Annotated in this window: 15 protein-coding genes; 9 read left to right on the top strand and 6 right to left on the bottom strand. The window is 52.9% G+C overall.

The window, feature by feature from the left end:
• Positions 1 to 243: 243 nt before the first annotated feature.
• The gene (locus tag QQ91_RS03305) at positions 244 to 1,296 is read left to right on the top strand and encodes a GGDEF domain-containing protein (RefSeq protein ID WP_166279943.1); all 1,053 of its coding nucleotides are present in this window, start codon (positions 244 to 246) and stop codon (positions 1,294 to 1,296) included.
• A gap of 52 nt (positions 1,297 to 1,348) precedes the next feature.
• On the opposite strand, the gene QQ91_RS03300 is transcribed toward QQ91_RS03305, so the two are convergent.
• Entirely contained in the window at positions 1,349 to 2,563 is a 1,215-nt protein-coding gene (locus QQ91_RS03300) for an ABC transporter permease (protein ID WP_166279941.1), read from the bottom strand.
• A 260-nt stretch (positions 2,564 to 2,823) separates the two neighbouring features.
• On the opposite strand from QQ91_RS03300, the gene QQ91_RS03295 reads away from it, so the two are divergent.
• The 6 genes from QQ91_RS03295 (at position 2,824) to serS (ending at position 9,214) form a co-directional block, all read left to right on the top strand.
• The gene (locus tag QQ91_RS03295) at positions 2,824 to 3,978 is read left to right on the top strand and encodes an AI-2E family transporter (protein WP_166279939.1); all 1,155 of its coding nucleotides are present in this window, start codon (positions 2,824 to 2,826) and stop codon (positions 3,976 to 3,978) included.
• Between the two features lie 106 nt (positions 3,979 to 4,084).
• Positions 4,085 to 5,266 carry an aldo/keto reductase gene (locus tag QQ91_RS03290; protein WP_166279937.1) on the top strand — a complete coding sequence of 394 codons (1,182 nt, stop codon included), beginning with the start codon at positions 4,085 to 4,087 and terminating at the stop codon, positions 5,264 to 5,266.
• Between the two features lie 148 nt (positions 5,267 to 5,414).
• Positions 5,415 to 5,558 (top strand): hypothetical protein, encoded by a 144-nt coding sequence (locus tag QQ91_RS03285; RefSeq protein ID WP_166279935.1) that lies wholly within the window; start codon positions 5,415 to 5,417, stop codon positions 5,556 to 5,558.
• A gap of 279 nt (positions 5,559 to 5,837) precedes the next feature.
• Complete coding sequence (gene psb34 / locus QQ91_RS03280; RefSeq protein ID WP_166279933.1) at positions 5,838 to 6,008, top strand: photosystem II assembly protein Psb34; 171 nt, start codon at positions 5,838 to 5,840, stop codon at positions 6,006 to 6,008.
• Positions 6,009 to 6,237: 229 nt separating this feature from the next.
• Positions 6,238 to 7,845: a protein kinase domain-containing protein gene (locus tag QQ91_RS03275; RefSeq protein ID WP_166279931.1), complete on the top strand. Its 1,608-nt coding sequence runs from the start codon at positions 6,238 to 6,240 to the stop codon at positions 7,843 to 7,845.
• A 91-nt stretch (positions 7,846 to 7,936) separates the two neighbouring features.
• Positions 7,937 to 9,214 carry a serine--tRNA ligase gene (serS, locus tag QQ91_RS03270; protein WP_166279929.1) on the top strand — a complete coding sequence of 426 codons (1,278 nt, stop codon included), beginning with the start codon at positions 7,937 to 7,939 and terminating at the stop codon, positions 9,212 to 9,214.
• Between the two features lie 418 nt (positions 9,215 to 9,632).
• Here serS and QQ91_RS03265 read toward each other — a convergent pair whose 3' ends face one another.
• The 5 genes from QQ91_RS03265 to fabI all read right to left on the bottom strand — a co-directional run bounded on the left by QQ91_RS03265 (position 9,633) and on the right by fabI (position 15,482).
• A complete protein-coding gene (locus QQ91_RS03265; RefSeq protein ID WP_166279927.1) occupies positions 9,633 to 10,322 on the bottom strand; it encodes a Bax inhibitor-1/YccA family protein in 690 nt (229 codons plus the stop codon).
• 83 nt (positions 10,323 to 10,405) lie between these two features.
• A complete protein-coding gene (locus QQ91_RS03260; protein ID WP_166279925.1) occupies positions 10,406 to 11,050 on the bottom strand; it encodes a DUF938 domain-containing protein in 645 nt (214 codons plus the stop codon).
• A 153-nt stretch (positions 11,051 to 11,203) separates the two neighbouring features.
• Positions 11,204 to 12,898, bottom strand: a complete 1,695-nt coding sequence (locus QQ91_RS03255; protein ID WP_166279923.1) for a mechanosensitive ion channel family protein — start codon at positions 12,896 to 12,898, stop codon at positions 11,204 to 11,206.
• Positions 12,899 to 13,056: 158 nt separating this feature from the next.
• Entirely contained in the window at positions 13,057 to 14,526 is a 1,470-nt protein-coding gene (locus QQ91_RS03250; protein ID WP_250833241.1) for a TolB-like translocation protein, read from the bottom strand.
• A 179-nt stretch (positions 14,527 to 14,705) separates the two neighbouring features.
• Positions 14,706 to 15,482, bottom strand: a complete 777-nt coding sequence (gene fabI, locus QQ91_RS03245; RefSeq protein WP_166279921.1) for an enoyl-ACP reductase FabI — start codon at positions 15,480 to 15,482, stop codon at positions 14,706 to 14,708.
• Positions 15,483 to 15,800: 318 nt separating this feature from the next.
• Between fabI and ntcA the strand changes: the two genes are divergently transcribed.
• Both ntcA and QQ91_RS03235 read left to right on the top strand, forming a co-directional pair.
• Complete coding sequence (gene ntcA, locus QQ91_RS03240) at positions 15,801 to 16,427, top strand: global nitrogen regulator NtcA (protein WP_236096054.1); 627 nt, start codon at positions 15,801 to 15,803, stop codon at positions 16,425 to 16,427.
• A gap of 205 nt (positions 16,428 to 16,632) precedes the next feature.
• Complete coding sequence (locus QQ91_RS03235; protein WP_166279919.1) at positions 16,633 to 17,682, top strand: hypothetical protein; 1,050 nt, start codon at positions 16,633 to 16,635, stop codon at positions 17,680 to 17,682.
• Position 17,683 lies beyond the last annotated feature (1 nt).

Below are 17,683 nucleotides of genomic sequence, written 5' to 3'. Positions count from 1 at the left end.
TTGATGGGCATTCGCGCTGATAGCAACTGCAATGAAGGAAGAATCCCCGTCCTTCTGAAGGCGGGGAGTTGTCAATGCATTCCCTTTGCCAGGATCGGCCAGGATCTAAAAGCGAGCCTTCGATCACTGAACGGGGTACCCTAGGAGGAACAGTTCAATGGCCTTCCTGACGTAAGGTTGAGAAGCAAAAGATTATTCTATGATGAATGAATAAACCACTCCTCGGCTGCTGACTTGATCCCTATGATTCGCTCCCTCAGTTGGGGAAAGCCTAAAAAATCTAACATTAAGGATTACCGCCTCTATTTAGTGATTCGAGTGCTGGCCTTGCTCAGCATCTTAGTTCACATTGCCCTGATCTGGATTTTTGGGTGGAAGGGGGTTGAGCCAATGGTGGGGTTCAACCTGCTGAGCCTGGTGATTCTGGTGGTCAGCTGGAATGCCAATCAGCAAAACCGCTATTCCACCGCCGTTATCTTCATGACCGCCGATGTGATCTTTCACAGTCTGCTGGCCACGATCTTGCTCGGATGGAATGCGGGGTTTTACTTTTACCTGCTGGCGGCGATTCCGATTACGTTTCTCAATCCCCGTCGATACGACCGCTGGCTGCTGATTGCCAGCTTGTGCCTGACCATGAGTCTTTGCCTGGTCTATCAAATGCTGGCTAGCAGCGTGCCCTACGATCTGCCGATGATGATTCTTCGGGGTCTGAATGCGGCCAATACAGTGGTCTCCTTTGCGGCCATGGGGTTAAGCTGCCATTATTTCCGCCACGGATCCATGCTGACTGAGAACGAAATCTATCAGCTGGCGAATACCGACGATTTGACCGGGGCGTTCAATCGCCGCAAAATGATGGAAATTCTCACCGCCCAAACTTCCCAGGTTCAGCGCTACGGAGGCAAGCTCTCGGTGATGATCGGGGATTTAGATGGATTTAAGGTGATTAACGACAGCTATGGCCACCTGACGGGGGACCGGGTGCTCAAAGAGACGGCTGCTCTGATGCAGCAGCGGCTTCGGAATGCGGACTTTATGGGGCGCTGGGGAGGCGAAGAATTTCTGTTTGTCTTGCCGAACACCAATCTAGAGGGTGCCTACAGCCTAGCGGAGAATTTGCGGCTTGCCGTTGCCACCCAGGACATTCCTGTTCAGGGACAGTCAATTCCGGTGTCCATTACCTTTGGGGTGGTTGAGTACCATGCTCACCTGAGCATTGAGGACACCCTCAAGCGGGCGGACGATCGCTTGTATCAGGGCAAGCAGGCTGGGCGCAATCAGGTGGTGATTTAAGGGGATATCCTTGGGGGAGGATGTCAGGCCCCAGGTCTCCATTCCGTGCTGCCTAGGAATTAAGGTTTTGGGGGTCTAGGGCATCGCGCAGGGCATCGCCGAGGAGATTAAAGGAAAGGACGGTCAAGATAATCATGATGGCCGGCGGCCAAATCAGCCAGGGCTGAAGGATGAGAATGGATGCGTTTGTGGCCAGCGAGAGCATATTCCCCCAGGAGGGATCGGGCTGCTGAATCCCTAAGCCAATTAAGCTGAGCAGTGCCTCCGAGGCAATAAAGCTGGGCACTGCCAGTGTGGCGGCAATAATGACGTAGGTTGCCGTTTGGGGAAGCACGTGGCGCACGATGATATAGAGGGCATTCCCGCCCATGACCTTGGCGGCCTGCACATACTCGCGCTGCTTGATGGACAGCACCTGACCGCGAATAACCCGCGCCAGGCCAGCCCAGTTTACAAACGCTGTAATAATCACAATGATTAAAAAGCGCTCGCTGCTGCTGAGACTGGGGGAGATTATGCCAGACAGGGCAACGAGCAGATAAATGGTGGGAACGCTCATCATCACTTCCACCAGCCGCATCAAGACTGAATCCACCCAGCCCCCAAAGTAGCCTGAAATTCCCCCCACTAAAAGACCAATGGGAAAAGTTATCCCCACACCGAGTAATCCAATGCTGAGGCTAATGCGTCCGCCAAATAGGAGACGGCTAAATTCATCGCGGGCGTTGCTATCGGTGCCGAGCAAGTGAATTCGACCCGGCCCTTGGGCTCCGAACAGGTGAAGACGACTTGGAATGCCTGGAATTAACGTAATCTGCTCAATCTCGACCTGAAGGTCGGACCAGTTCGTAATCCAGGGAATTCGAATGGGGAGTTCTCCCAGGGGGCTGATGCTCTCAATGCGGGGCTTTGGTAAGTCTAGCTCCGTGGGCAGGGGGACTTGCAGCTGTAAAAAGCGATATTCTGGGCCTTGGACAAAAAGCCGCAGTGGCGAGGGTTCTGTTCGATCCACGATGAGCTCTCGACTGCCAGTTTCTAGGTCAATGGGACCTTGGAAGGTGGGGTAGACGTGGGGGCCAATCCAATTCCCCTGGAGATTGCGCCAGTAGATTTGAGTGGGCGGCAGGAGGGACCCATCTACCTCAGAAACGTAGGGATCGTAGGGCGCAATAAAATCGGCCCCAATCACTGCCAGGTAGAACAGGAGGAGAACGGTGATGCCAAATCGGGCCAGATCATTCTTCTTGAGACGTTGCCACCAAGTCATAGATGTTTACCCATCAATTGTGCGCGAGCGGATCAGGTGTTATTCAAGTGGATCTAGTTTATCCAAGGTTGTATCCTCCTGGGGGGCCGTGGAGTTCGGCGTGAACCCTTCGGTAGGCCTCAGGCTGCGGAGCTAAAGCTTGTAAGGCCTCTCAGCCGGTGGGGGAGCGATCGCTTGGTAGCGGTTTTCGAGACTCGGTGAAGATGCCTTGGGGAAATCCATTAGGATTGCAAGAGATACTGTTTTCCCCTTGTTGTTCCATGGAAACCAATCGGCCCCCTTATTTCCAATGGTGGAGTCAGCTCTCGGTCCCCTCCCGGATGCTGCTGGTGGGACTTATTGCGCCAATTCTGGTGCTAAATTTCTGGGCAATGGGCATGATCGCCAACTTTTTCGGAGTCTTGATTACCATCGTGGTGGTTGCGAGTCTTTTGGCCTTCCTACTCAATTATCCGGTGAGTTGGCTCTCTAAGAAGGGGCTGCCCCGTGACCCGGTCTCCATTATTGTGTTTCTGCTAACCCTGTCAATTTTGCTCGGGGTAGGTATTAGCCTCTTTCCCGTGGCCTTCTCCCAAGCCCAACAACTGGTGGCTCGCTTACCTGAGCTCATCGATTCGGGTCAGCAGCAAATCTTGCTCCTCAATGAGCAGGCTGAGTCCCGAGGCTTTAATTTGAATCTCGACATGCTGGCGGAGGAAGCCTTTAAGCGCATTGAAGGGCAGATTCAATCTCTGGCCAAAAGCGCAGTGAATATCACCGTGGATGCGGTAAGCAGCCTGCTGGATATCGTGGTGACCGGCCTGGTGACGATTATCATGACCTATTATCTGTTGCAGCATGGTGATGAGCTTTGGGAGAGCGTTCTGGAATGGCTACCGGCCGAGAAGCAAGATCCGGTGGCAAACACCTTGCGCTTGAGCTTTCAAAACTACTTCATTGGTCAGCTCATCATCAGTATCAGCATGTCCTCCGCTCTGGTCCCCCTCTTTTTGGTCATGCAGGTGCCCTTTGGGGTGCTCTTTGGTTTGACCATTGGAACGCTGGCTCTGATTCCCTTTGGGGGCACTGTGGGGATTTTACTGGTGACCCTTCTGGTGGCTCTGCAAAATTTCTGGCTGGGGTTAAAGGTGTTGGCGGCGGCGGTGATCGTCCAGCAAATTGTGGATAACCTTCTGGCGCCGCGCGTGCTTGGCAGCGTGGTTGGCCTCAATCCGGTTTGGGTTTTTATTTCGGTCTTAATCGGTGCCAAGGTGGGCGGTCTGGTGGGGGTGGCCATTGCAGTTCCCATTGCGGCGGTGTTGAAAACTGCGCTCATGGCGGTGCAATCGCAAATTTTAGCCGATCGAGAACGTCTTGCCCGAATGGCAGAGGTTCCATCGGAGAAATCCGTGGAAGTGGTAACCTCTAACTCCTAGGGGCTGTCCTGGATTTGGGAAGATTGGCACAATGGTGATTAGCCCGATGGCAGATCGGCATGATGAAGATTGGCACAATACCAAGCAGTGATTCGATGGGGAGTTCATGCGCTACCGACGTTTTGGCAGAACGGAATTATCCATGCCCGTTTTTTCCTGTGGGGGGATGCGCTACCAATACCAGTGGCAAGATGTCCCGCCTGAGGAGATTCCGGCCCAGAATCAGGCTAACTTAGAGGCCACCATTCGGCGTTCGCTGGCGCTGGGGATTAACCACATTGAAACCGCCAGGGGGTATGGCACCTCCGAACTTCAGCTGGGACGGGTGCTCTCCAACATTCCACGCCAGAATTATCTTTTGCAAACCAAGGTTTCCCCCAATGCCGATGGGCAGGTGTTTCGGAAAACCGTGGAGCAGTCGCTACGCAATCTGCAAGTGGATTACGTGGACCTACTGGGTCTCCATGGCATTAACAATGCCGAAACCTATCGTCACGCCCTGGACCGGGGTGGATCGCTGGAGGTGGCTCGACAGCTTCAGGCGGAGGGAAAAATTAGATTCATTGGCTTTTCAACCCATGGTCCGACCCAGCTGATCCTTGATGCCATTGAAACCGATGCCTTTGACTATGTGAATTTGCACTGGTACTACATTAACCAGGGCAACTGGCCCGCAATTGAGGCTGCCGTTCGCCACGACATGGGGATATTTATTATCAGCCCCTCCGATAAGGGCGGACAGCTTTACAACCCTCCACCCAAGCTGGTGGATCTGTGCGCGCCCCTGAGTCCCATGGTGTTTAATGACCTGTTTTGTTTGAGTCATCCTCAGATCCATACCCTGAGCCTGGGAGCTGCCCGACCCTCTGATTTTGATGAGCACCTCAAGGCCTTGCCGCTACTAGATAACGCCCAGGAGACATTGCGGCCAATTCTGCGGCGGCTGGAAGCCGCTGCCATTGAGGCCCTGGGGCAGGACTGGTATGAGACCTGGGATCAAGGTCTTCCGTCTCACGAAGACACCCCCGCCGGAATTAATATCCCTGTGATCTTGTGGCTGCGCAACCTGGCGATCGCCTTTGATTTAGAAAACTATGCCAGAATGCGCTATAACCTGCTTGGTCAAGCGAGTCATTGGTTTCCAGGGAATCGAGCCGACTTGCTCCACCAGGTGAATCTCCAGGCCTGCTTACGGCGCTCTCCCCACGCCGATAAAATCCCAGATCTATTGGCCGATGCCCACAGCCGTTTGGGGGGACCAGTTGTGCAACGCCTCTCTCAGCAGTAGGGGGAGACCAGGGCTGAGCGCTGATCCTTTCGTTCTCTCTGACTGCTGTCTTGTGGCCGCTGCCGTTGAAATTCCAAATTAAGTTATTGATAATAAAGATTAATAGGCGCTTGGCTTATTCGCACTTATCCATCTCAAATTGACTTCCATGGCCAGTAAAGAAATTATTAGGCAACACCTTGCCCAAAGTTCCACGATTAATCTTGACGTGACGCCGGTGCCAAAAGGCGATGAGGCGAGAAAAATGAAGATTATGGAGCATCTTCGTAAAAGTCAGGATCAAAAGCGCTAGTGAATGCTGGGGTGCTGCTGCTGGATGAACCCCTTCCCTGAAGCGCTCTGGGTCGTTCTTTTAAGGGTATCCAGTTCAGTTCCTTTGCATAGAAAAAAGCCGTCTTGAAAGGACGGCTTTTTTGGGGACTTGCGGGCGGGAATCTATGATTGCCCTTGCAAGCTCGAAATCTGTGGCGCTCCGGGGAGGGCTGTGGGGCACCGTCCCGCGGGGACGGTGGTTTCCGGTTGAGAATCCCATGCTGTAAGATTGAGCGAACGTGACATGTGACGATCTAAGATGCCCTACACCACAGAAGAAGACGGAAAGCTTAATAACTTTGCGGTTGAGCCCAAGATGTACGAAGCAGAGCCGCCCAGTCAACAACAGAGGCGAATTTATAGCGTGATGGCCATCATCTCTGCCCTGCTGGTGGTGGGTTTGATTGCAGTGGCCTTCACTGTTTCCTAGTCCTGATCTCTGAAAACACCGGCCGCCTGGAACCAACCTCAGAAGGCGGGGAATGGTGCTGCTTGTCTTGGGCCTCGATGTGCTTCCGGGCGGGCCTGAATCTGGGAAGATCAGGCAGACTAGAGGCTCTTTGCCGCTGGCAGGGTCAGCTTGCAGGAATGGAAGTCTAAGGGAATGATTAGAAATAGGATCCCCACATCAACGGCTGGCTGGACTATGGAAAGAAATCATGTCTTTGTGTATCAATCCTCAGTGTCAACGCCCTCAAAACTCTGATCAAACCTCCTTTTGTCAAACCTGTGGTTCAGAGTTAGTGTTGGCGGGTCAATATCGCGTCCTGGGTGAATTAGGCAGCGGTGGCTTTGGCAAAACCTATGAAATTTCAGCCGATCCCTCCGCCTTGCCGAAGGTGCTTAAGGTGCTGATTAATCCGATGCCCAAGGCGGTGGAATTATTTAAGCGGGAAGCGGAGGTATTGGCCTTGCTTCGCCACCCGGGGATTCCCCATGTGGATGCAGGGGAATATTTTGTATTTTGGCCGCGTGGCAGCGAGGACCCCCTGCACTGCCTGATCATGGAAAAGATTGAGGGCCTGAACCTGCAAGATTACATGCATCAACGGGGCAATCGACCCGTTCAGCAAAAGCTGGTGCTGGAATGGTTAATTGAGGTCGTTAAAATTCTGGATATTGTCCACTCTCAGCACTTTTTTCACCGCGATATCAAGCCCTCTAACATTATGCTGCGCAATGATGGACATCTTGCCTTAATTGATTTTGGGACGGCGCGGGAGGTGACCGGCACCTATGTGGCCAAGCAGGAGGCGGGAGGGGTGACCGGGATTATTTCAACGGGTTATACTCCCCCGGAGCAGCTCAATGGGCAGGCGGTTCAACAGTCAGATTTTTATGCTCTGGGACGCACGATGGTCTATCTGCTGACTGCCCAGGAACCCAGCGACATATATCAACCCACCACCGATGAGTTTCCCTGGGACACCCATGCGCCCCATATCCATCCTGATTTTGCTGACCTGCTTAATCAGATGATGACCCGTATTCCGAAATATCGGCCCCCCAATACGGGGAGTTTGCTCGACTCTCTCATGCGTATTCGGCAATTTATCATCACCCAGGGATCTGCTTCGCCGTCAGGATCAGTGGGTTCCGGTCCCCAGGGGATAGGCCCAAACTCTGGTCCGACCTCAGATCCAGGATCGGGACCGTCGTCCACGCCATTCTCCCATGCCACTGCCTATCCCAATGGGGCGGGCGGAGCCTACCCTAGATCTACCCCTGGATCGGCTCCGCCCTGGCCCCAGCCTGGATTGGGGGCACAGCCTGAATCCAGTCCCTATCCCGCCAGTCCCTATCCCGCAGGCTACGGTGGAGCTAGTGTTTATGCCAACTTCGGAAAGCGTTTCATTGCACTGTGGATAGATTTATTCTTGATTGCCGTTGTGCTGTTGATTCTGAGCTTTATTGTTGGTGTTCTTACAGAAGGTGTCCACAATGAAGGGGTGGGATATGCCATGGGTTACGCCCTGGGAATTTTGATCCTTACCGTTTTGCCCATTATGACCTGGCTCTATTATGCTCTTCAGGAAAGCTCTGCGGCCATGGGCACCTTTGGTCACAGGGCGGCAAACCTGCAGGTGACGGATTTGTCCTTTCAGCGCATCACCTTTGGTCGGGCGACGCTCCGATTTACAGCCAAGCTGCTTTCGGCGGTTTCTATTGTGGGATATCCGCTGGCTTTGTTCACGGAGCGTCGCCAGGCTTTGCATGATTTAATTGCCATGACCCTCATGATTGATCGTCAATCCAGGCTAAATTAATCAAGGGCTGAAGTGATCCGGTGCAGATTGGGTAGCCATTGCCATGACTGTAGGGGTTCCTCAGCTTGTTCTGTAGAGATGTGTTTGGACCGTGATAGATTTAAAGCTGCTCCGCGAGGATCCTGAGACGTTTCAATCTCGCCTGGCTAGCCGTGGATCCTATGATCTGCAAGAAATCCTGGCCCTGGATCAGCGCCAGCGCGAAATTGAGCAAACGCGATCGCAGCTTCAGGCCCGCAGTAATGAGATTGGGAAGCAGGTGGGCCAGGTAATTAAGCAAGGCGCCGACCCCAAGGGCCCTGAGGTGCAGGCCCTGCGCGCCGAGGGAAGTCAGGTGAAGGCCCAGCTCAGTGAGCTAGAACCGCAGGAGCGCGAACTGAAAGCGGCCATTGCACAGCAGTTGTTGCTGATTCCAAATCTTCCCAGTCCCACCACTCCCCTGGGTCGCGATGAGACCGAAAATGTAGAGGTGCGCCGCTGGGGAGATGAGCAGATTCCCCAGGGACAAACCCTCAAGCCCCACTGGGAAATTGGTGAAACCCTGGGCATCTTTCAAGGAGAGCGGTCCGTGAAGGTTGCCCAGAGTCGATTTATGACGCTGGTGGGGGCGGGGGCTGCCCTGGAGCGATCGCTGATTGCCTTTATGCTAGACCAGCAAATCCAGGCGGGATACATTGAGGTGCTGCCCCCCATTTTAGTGAACAGCGATTCACTCACGGCAACCGGACAGTTGCCCAAGTTTGCTGAGGAAAGTTTTCAATGTGTCCAGGACGATTTGTGGCTGATTCCCACTGCGGAAGTTCCCGTGACCAACCTCTACCGGGACGAAGTGTTAGAGGAATCGGAGTTACCCATATGGCACTGTTCCTACACTCCCTGTTTTCGGAGGGAAGCCGGGAGCTATGGTCGAGACACACGAGGGCTGATTCGGCTGCATCAGTTCAATAAAGTTGAGCTGGTGAAGATTGTTCATCCTGAACGGTCGGAAACGGAGCACCAGTCTTTAGTGGAAAATGCAGCCAATATTCTAGAGCTGCTTCAACTCCCCTATCGTGTTGTGGAACTGTGTACCGGAGACTTGGGATTTGGCGCGGCTAAGTGCTACGACCTGGAGGTGTGGCTACCCTCGGCCCAAACCTATCGAGAAATTTCAAGCTGCTCTAATTTCCTGGATTTTCAGGCGCGGCGCGGTAACATTCGTTTTAAGACTAAGGGGCAAAAGGGCACGCAGTTTGTCCATACCCTGAACGGATCAGGCCTAGCCGTGGGACGAACCATGGCCGCTCTTTTAGAAAACTATCAGCAAGCGGATGGCCGCGTGGCAATTCCAGAGGTGCTGCAGCCCTACTTAGGCCGGGAGTTTCTCTAGGCTAGAAACAGATTCATAAAATGAACCCCCTTCTTGTTGAGGACGAGAAGGGGGTTTGGCAGAATTTGAAGAATGAGAGCGGAGCTTACGGCGCAGGATCTGGTTTCGCTTTTTGATCTGTCGTAGGCGAGCCGTTGCTGCCTTCGACTTTTTATTCCGGGTTTGTCCGCGTCGCGGAGATTCCCAGGATTTCATCCGGGTCATGGCTGCTGTCGAATCCTTGTTCGAGAGTTTCTAGACCTGTTATAGCATTTTTGCCCTTAACAATGGCCAGGGCCTGGCTGTTGAACAGTGCCTGGATCGGTTCCCGAAGCCCTCTGGAAATGAAAAAAGCTGCTTCAGGGCTGGACCCGCTTCAGCAGCTTTGAGGGGTTGACACGAGAGTGGTCGATCACGCCAGCTTGACTAGCCAGCTTGACTAGCGGCGCGACAGGGCCATGACAATTCTGAGGACATACCAAAACAGCAGAGCTACGGAGGCAAACAATTCCAGAGAAGCTGCCACGTGCTGATGGGTTGAGTAGTGATGGATGATTTTTGAGGTGTCGTAGAGAATGGCGGCCGAGGCGAAGATCACCATCGCAACGGAAAAGAAGAGTCCCAGGGTGAAGCCAAAAATCGTTCCACAGATGATTAGTCCGAGGGCCACAAACCCCCCGATCTTCAAAATCCCGCCGAGGAAGGTGAAGTCGGTGCGGGTGGTTAAGGCGACGGTGGTCAATCCGGCAAACAAGAGTAGGGTTAGTATGGCGGCGGTGGGCAAAACCGTGGGATCGGAAAAATAGGCTGCAATGTAGAGCAGGGGAGCAAAAATCAGGGCTTCAGCAATGACGTAAAGCCCCAGTCCGGCATACTGCGTATTCACATCATCGGCTTTGGCCGCCAAACTGCGGGAGAACCACCCCAAGAGGGCAAAACCTCCCAGGATTCCTAGCCACATCCACTGGCCACCAGCCGAGATGAAGTTGAGCAGCCCTTCAGCGATGCCAAGCTGAAATAGCATGATCTCCACCAGGATAAAAGCGCCTACGGCACCCGCTAGATGCAGGTAGGTCTTTTGAATAAATTGGGCGCGCTCACTGGGACGTGCCTTGGCAACAACAATCATGGTTGAATCCTTGATGGATGATGAAAATAGGGCTGAATCAATAAGTTTAATATGGCATGAGTTTTCAGGGATTGCCACAGACCCTAGGGCTCGGAGACTTTCCTGAAAATGACGGACAAATTATTGGCGGGCATAGCGATCGCGGCTTGCAGGGCCAGTCCGGCGGCGGCCTCAACAACCTCCTCTAAAGTTCGCACGCCCCAGCGGGGGTCTTGTAGCTGCAAATATTGGTCAAACTCCACATTGCTTGGGGCTGTGGGAACACCGTTGCGATGAAAGGGACCATAGAGATACAGCCATCCCTGCGGGGGCAATAGGGCTGCGGCTCCCTGCATCAGTCCCAGGGTTGCTTCCCAGGGCGAGATGTGGATCATGTTGATGGTGACGATGCCCATCAGGGGCAGATGGGGAAACAGATCGGAGCGTTTGTTTTGCACCCTTTGCCACCAGTGGGGAGCCAGCACATCAATCTCGATGGGATCGCCCAGGTTGGTGTAGTTTTGATCCTGTTTCCAAGCGCGAATGCTCTGCAGAGCCTCGGGAGATCTGTCGCTGGGTTGCCACACCAGGGGATCAATCTTGGGTGCAAAATAAGCTCCGTGTTCTCCGGTGCCGCTGGCGATTTCCAGAATTAGGCCTTCCGGTGGCAGGTAGGATTTGAGGACCTGATAAATCGGGTCGCGGTTGCGGGCGACGGCGGGAGATGATTGGCGGTGCGGCTGGGGCATGGTAGCGCGGGGTAATGGACCAAGAGAATGCCTTGATGGTAACGCTAGCGATCCCACTCAGACGTGCCCACTCAGAAAGGTTCTGAACTGACCCGGGTGGGCGATCGCTGCTAGGGCCAACGGTAGGTCTGTTTGAGTCCTCGCTTTGAGTCCTCACTTTGAGTCCTCGATCTGGGAGGGGGGACCCGATGGGGAAGAGGGGAAGATCTGCGTGATTCTAAATCCGGGAGCTTGATAGCTCTGTGCCCGGTAGGTTTCGGGAATGGTGACTTCATTGCCATCGCGCATTGCGCCATAATGGGGCGATAGAATCTCAATTCCATGTTCGTTACAGCGATCTTGAATGTTTTGGTGAAGTTCGGAATAGATTTTAGTCATGCGAGTGGGTTCACGGGTATGGGCGTTTAGTTCATAGCTGACATAAAAGTCCTCAAGTCCCTTTTGCAAGACAAAGGGTTTTGGATCATGGAGAACCCCCGGTGTGGCAATGGCGGCTTCAATGAGAACCTTGTGCACCAGGGTCCAGGGCACGTCATAGCCCAGCGTGATTGGGGTATGTAGGATCAGCCCTTCGCCCTGTTCATGGGCGCTATAATTCACAATCTGATCGCCCAGCACCCTGCTGTTGGGAATAGTCACCACCATGTTCTTAGGGGTGCGGATTTGGGTGACTAAAAACGTTTTCTCAATGACGTCTCCCACGGTCTCGGCAATCTCGACGCGATCGCCAATTTTAAAGGCGCGAGTATAGGTCAGGGCAAGCCCGGCAACCACATTGGCCGCCACGGCGGTTGACCCCAGGGAGACTAAAATCCCAAAGAAGATCGACATCCCTTGGACAGCAGGAGAACTGGATCCGGGGAGGTAGGGAATAGACAGGGTGACCGCCACAGCAATGATCAAAAAGCGCAAAATTTGAAAGGTTGGTTTTGACCATTCGCGGTCAAAGCCTGGAAAGCCAATCAGTCCCCGTTCCACTGCGGACATGAAAAACCGGCAAAAGCGGACTACATAGAGACTTAGCACGCAGATGACCACAATGAACACCAGGTTCGGTAAATAGTCGACCATGCTGTTCCAGATAGTCTGAAGGGCGGTGAGAATATAGTGAATGAGAACTCTGGCTGCGTCCTGGGTCCAGGGAAACAGGCTCAGAACCGAGAGTAAATAAAGATACAGTAAACCCAATAGGATCGGCAGCTTGATCCCATTGACTAAGAACATGCAGACCTGAACAATTTGATCTTCAGAGAGTAGCTCAAGATTTTGAACCTGCAGGGGACGAATTCGGGTGCCCTTCAGGGATTCAATTTTTCGATGCAGTCGGGGCACCAGCTTGTGTAAAAGGGTAAGCAGCCCAATCCAGATCACGGTGATCACACCGGCGTAAATTCCGCGCCGCATCAGGGTCTTTTCACCATAGGACTGCTGATATTGCCTGACCCCGCTGCGTAGGCGCTGGACATAGGATTGGGCCAGGGTAGAGGGATCTTTTTGTGCCTGTTGGGCATCAGTTTGGGTGACCACCATGATCACCTGGTCTCCGGCCCGAAGGACCCTTTCCTCCCCCTCAGGGATGCTTTGGATGGACTCGGCCCTGAACTTGGGATCGTCGGCGAGTTTTTTAAGGCGATCGCTAATGACCTGGGCGCGCTCTTGGATGGAAATTGAGCCCAGCTTGCTCTCTATGGGAAAAAGGAGAATGGGGCCAACCCGCACCTGATCGAGGAAGGTTTCTTGGGCATCATCGGCCTGGGGAATAGGCGTTGGAGTTTGGGCCATTGTGCCCAACACTAAACTCCAGGACAGCAGTCCGGCCAGGAACCCCGTTAGGATTTGCCTTCGCATCTTTCCTGTCATTGCCAAACTGCTCCATCCCGGATGTGAGAAGATTCTAATCTATGAAAAAATAATCAATCCCTCTTTTTATGAAAACTTTAAGCTCAAATCCCAGGCCCTAATATGGGTCCTTGTCTAGATCCGTGGATCTGCACAATAGCCGATTCCTAAGGCAGCCAACGGGGAACGGCTCCCATGGTTAACTTTACGGGAGTTAGCTGCCGCTGTTCCGCGGAGGCGGTGAGGGGTAACATCCACAGGTTGCTGGCACGAATATTGACACCGGAGGAAGCCCCTCCATCTGCGGGGGTATCGAGTACCTGATCGAACAAAATGGCGGTGGCATCCGGGGCCAAACTCATCGTGATGTTGGGTTGAATCGGCAGATCTAACAGCTTGGTGATCTGGCGGCTATCGATTTCAATCACAGCAAGATAGGGCTGCTCTTCGTAGTCCTGATCATTGATAACCTGGGTGAGCAAACAGTAGAGTCGCTGGTTATGAGGATCAAATTGGGCGGCTAAGACACCACCCTTTAGTCTGGCGAGTTCCTGCTGCTGTCCCTGGTTTGTGACCAAAAATAGCGATCGCGTAAAGTCATTATTAAATTTCACGACGGCGGCCTTGGTACCGTCCGCAGAAAAGCTCAGCAGGTTTCCAAATTCGGGTAGGAAATCTAGGGGCTTGGCCTCGGTTTGGCCCTTGAGGGGGAGTACCGCTAACCCCTGACCCTGGGCCATCACCAAGGACTGTCCGTCTGGAGCAATCTTAAAATCGCCTCCGGGCTCGGACTGAATTTCCTGGGGGGGACCGTCCAGGGACATCTTCCAAAGAGAGACTTGGCCTAACGCACCCTGGGCTGAACGCCTTGCCCGTTGGAGAACAATGGTCTCTCCCTCAGGGCCGAGGTCATATTTGAGAATTTGATAGGTTTCGTTGTCCAGGAGTTCTTGAATTTGGCCAGCCTTGGCCTGACCCAAAGCCTCTTGACTGGGGGGATGAACTTCTAATCCGGTGGTAACACTGAATAGCTTGGGATTAAATGCACTCTTCGACTGATTTTTGTCTGCGGCAGAAAACAAGATGCGGTCCCCGAAGGGAAAGGGCTTAAATTCTGAAACCACCAGGTTTTCTGGGGTCAAAACAGTTTTGGTCTGGGTGGATAAATTCTGTAAAATCAATCGCCCAGATTCCTGGGCATCGGTGCCCAAGTAAACAAAGGCGCGATCGCGGCTGCTGAACTGGGCCACAAAGGGCTGCATCAGCTTGGGGGAACGACCCGGTCCGCGGGTTTGCTCGGGCACATTGGTCAGCTTCAACTGAAAAGACTGGCCGTAGGCAATGGGGTTTTCCAGGGTATAGGCCATTCTGCGACCCGACCAGCTTACTTTGCCCTCTAAAGCGGGGGTGATTTCTAGGTTCGGCTGCACCTTTTCCCAGGTCATGGGACGGTTAAAGGTGAGGGTAAAGGCCCGATCCTCTGCTCCAATTTGCCGATTCTGCCAACTAAAATCCTTCACCTTGGGAACGGTGTGATCGCCCAGCAGAATGAGCCCTACAATAGCCACCAGAAGTCCGAGAATCAAACTTAGCGCCCATCGATCTAAGGGCATGAATCGTCCCTTTGCTATTGGCATGCTCTTTTCATTCAGTCTCGTTCGCTCAAGTTTATTCACCTAGGCAAGTTTATTCACTTAGGTTTGTTAACCTCATTAACCTCAGTTGGTCCCTTCAGGTTCTGTTCTTTCAATTCTTTGGGGAAGTTTCTCGCCCTCCAACCTTGGATAGGGCTGGGAAGGACTTGAGTGCTATATCGCTACATCCCCATGATTGAATAGCCTGAATCAACATAGATAATTTGTCCGGTAATCCCACTGGCTAAATCGCTACAGAGGAACGCAGCGGTATTGCCCACCTCGGTTTGAGTGACGGTACGGCGCAGGGGAGCTACCGTTTCCACATGATGAATCATATCCAGAATCTTTCCAACGGCTGAGGAGGCCAGGGTTCGGATGGGACCGGCGGAAATACCGTTCACTCGAATTTGCAACGGGCCTAACTCCGCGGCTAGGTAGCGCACGTTCATTTCTAGAGCGGCCTTGGCAATCCCCATGACGTTGTAGTTAGGAACAACCCGCTCTCCACCCAGGTAGCTGAGGGTCACGATACTGCTTCCCTCCCCCATCAATGGCTTCGCCGCCGCGCTGAGCTGCACCAAAGAGTAGGCGCTCACATCCAGGGCAAGGTTAAAGTTTTCCTGGGAAACCTTGCTAAAATCGCCGCTCAGATCCTCTTTATTGGCGAAGGCCAGACAGTGAATCAAAATGTCTAGCTTTCCCCATTGGTCTTGAATAGTTTGAAACAGATCCCCCACCTGCGCCGAGTTCTGAACATTGCAGGGTAAAAATAGGCTGGGACTGAGCGGCTCTACTAACTTTTGCACCTTTGCCTCGCTCCGGCCTCGCTCATCCGGTAGGTAGGTGATTCCTAAGGTGGCGCCTGCCTGATGGAGTTGTTGTGCGATGCCCCAGGCAATGGAGCGGTTATTGGCAATCCCTGTAACTAAGGCATTCTTCCCGGACAAATTAAGCATGAACTCTACAAATCCTGGTGGTCAAAGTCTACGTTCAAAAAGTCTACGTTCAATACGACCCTCAGTATACCGTTCCCAATCCCTCCCTTTACGAGAAATTGAGGCCATTGATCCAGGAATGGACCAGGGGTCTGAGCGGAAATCGCCTGACTGGGGGAGTCTTAATTCACCAGGGTTTGTGTATCATTCAATACATCTTGGGGGCAAAATGTTAGATTTATTAATTAAATCTTACTCTTCCTTTGATTCCCTGCTGGGGGACACAACGTCATGATCCATATGGTCAATAAAGGCCCCAACGAAGTGATTACTCGCCACATGCGGGGGGGATCATTTCCAACTTCGACTGAAAATTTTGAGCGTGGTAAAACTATTTTTTTTCCCGGTGACCCAGCAGAACGCGTCTACTTTTTACTCAAAGGAACAGTTAAGCTCTCCCGGGTTTACGAATCGGGCGAGGAAATAACCGTGGCTTTGCTACGGGAAAACAGTGTTTTTGGTGTTCTCTCGCTCCTGACCCTACAGCGTTCGGACCGCTTTTATCATGCCGTGGCCTTTACCCCTGTAGAGTTACTCAGTGTGCCCACCGAGCAGGTGGAAAAGGCCATGCTTGAGGATCCAGAACTGCCGATTATGCTTTTGCGGGGGCTTTCGTCTCGAATTTTGAATACGGAGTTGATGATTGAAACCCTGGCCCATCGAGATATGGGATCGCGTCTGGTCAGTTTCTTGCTGATTTTGTGCCGCGATTTTGGCGTTCCCAGCGGCGAGGGAATCACGATTGACCTCAAATTATCCCACCAAGCGATCGCCGAGGCCATTGGCTCAACTCGGGTAACAGTCACTCGTTTGCTTGGGGAGTTAAGAGAGCAGGGACTCATTTCAATTCATAAAAAGAAAATCACCGTGCATAACCCAATGCAGTTAGGCAGACAGTTTAGCTAGAGGAACTGAAACAAGGTTTTCTTCGTCATCAATATACGATATCAATACGATAGGATAAATTAATAAATCAAGCGTGCTCACGCAGCGTGAACAGAGCAGCCTGAGTAAGCCTGACACGAGTATCAAGGCAGCGTGCCTTTATGCCTGCGTTTGTCCCAGTGGATGCTTGAAATCCCCCCTCTTCCTGCCGGTTTTCGAGGAGGAAATGACAATGAATCAATCAGCGATCGCCCTTATCTCTGCCCTGGCGATGAATATGATGCTGACGGTGCCAGTCCTGGCCCAGCGCGTCGTCAACGTCAATCCCCGCGTCAATGCTCAAAATGTGGAGCCAATCCCCGCCATTTATGGTCAGTTTCAGGATTCACGACGAAGCCCCCTGGACCTTGATTCAGTCCGGATTCGGGTCAACAATGAAGAGGTGACCGATAAAAGTACGATCACGCCCCAATTTTTCAGCTACCGACCCCAGCGGCCCTTACCCCCTGGATCGACGACCGTTGAGATTGAATTTCTAGGTCAGGACGGATTTAAGCGCTACGTGACCTGGAACTTTGTTGTGGGTGCCACCTCAGGACGGCTAGCGATTCGTTCCATTTCCCACAATGCTGCCCAGCCCTTAAGATCTGGTGATAACTTTCTAGCTACCCTCACCGGAACGCCCAATCAGCAGGCAACGGTGTTGTTTATTTACTCAAAGACCGCGGTACGAGAGCTCAATGCCCAGGAAGTTTCGCCAGGGGTCTATGTGGCCAGCCAAACCGTAGGAAATACCCCTCTAGATGAAGGGATTGTGGTGGGTCGGCTGTCGGGATGGGGCGAAACCATTTACGGAGTTGCCCAGACGCCGGCTCGATTTATTCGATCTTCAGGTCCTCCTGCCACGGATGAGTCTGCCGCCGCAGATCCGATCACAGTGGTTGAAGGCCAATCCCTATTGCGGTTTACGAGCCATCAAGAGGGGGAGCAGGTGGAGGGGCGCAGTGGTTTTACGGTGCGAGGTCAATCCATGCCCAGAACAGCGGTTCGTGTAAAGGTGAGCGCAATTCCTCGGAGTCTTGGCGGTATTTTGGGGACGGTCGTGACGGGTAACCTGTTGGTGGATCAAACAGTTCGCGCTGATGCTACTGGGCAGTTTGAAATTGCTGTTCCCCCTGCGCTGATCACCCAACGAGGGACGCGATATCGGGTGGAGGCGACGTCGGTACTCAATAATCGTCGGGAAACCGTGACGATGGATCTAATTCAGCAGTAGG

This window comes from Lyngbya confervoides BDU141951 (genome assembly GCF_000817775.3).
GTDB classification, from domain to species: Bacteria; Cyanobacteriota; Cyanobacteriia; order Thermosynechococcales; family Thermosynechococcaceae; genus Lyngbya; species Lyngbya confervoides.
Note: the sequence above shows the minus strand (reverse complement) of the source record. Positions and strands in the feature narration are given on the sequence as shown.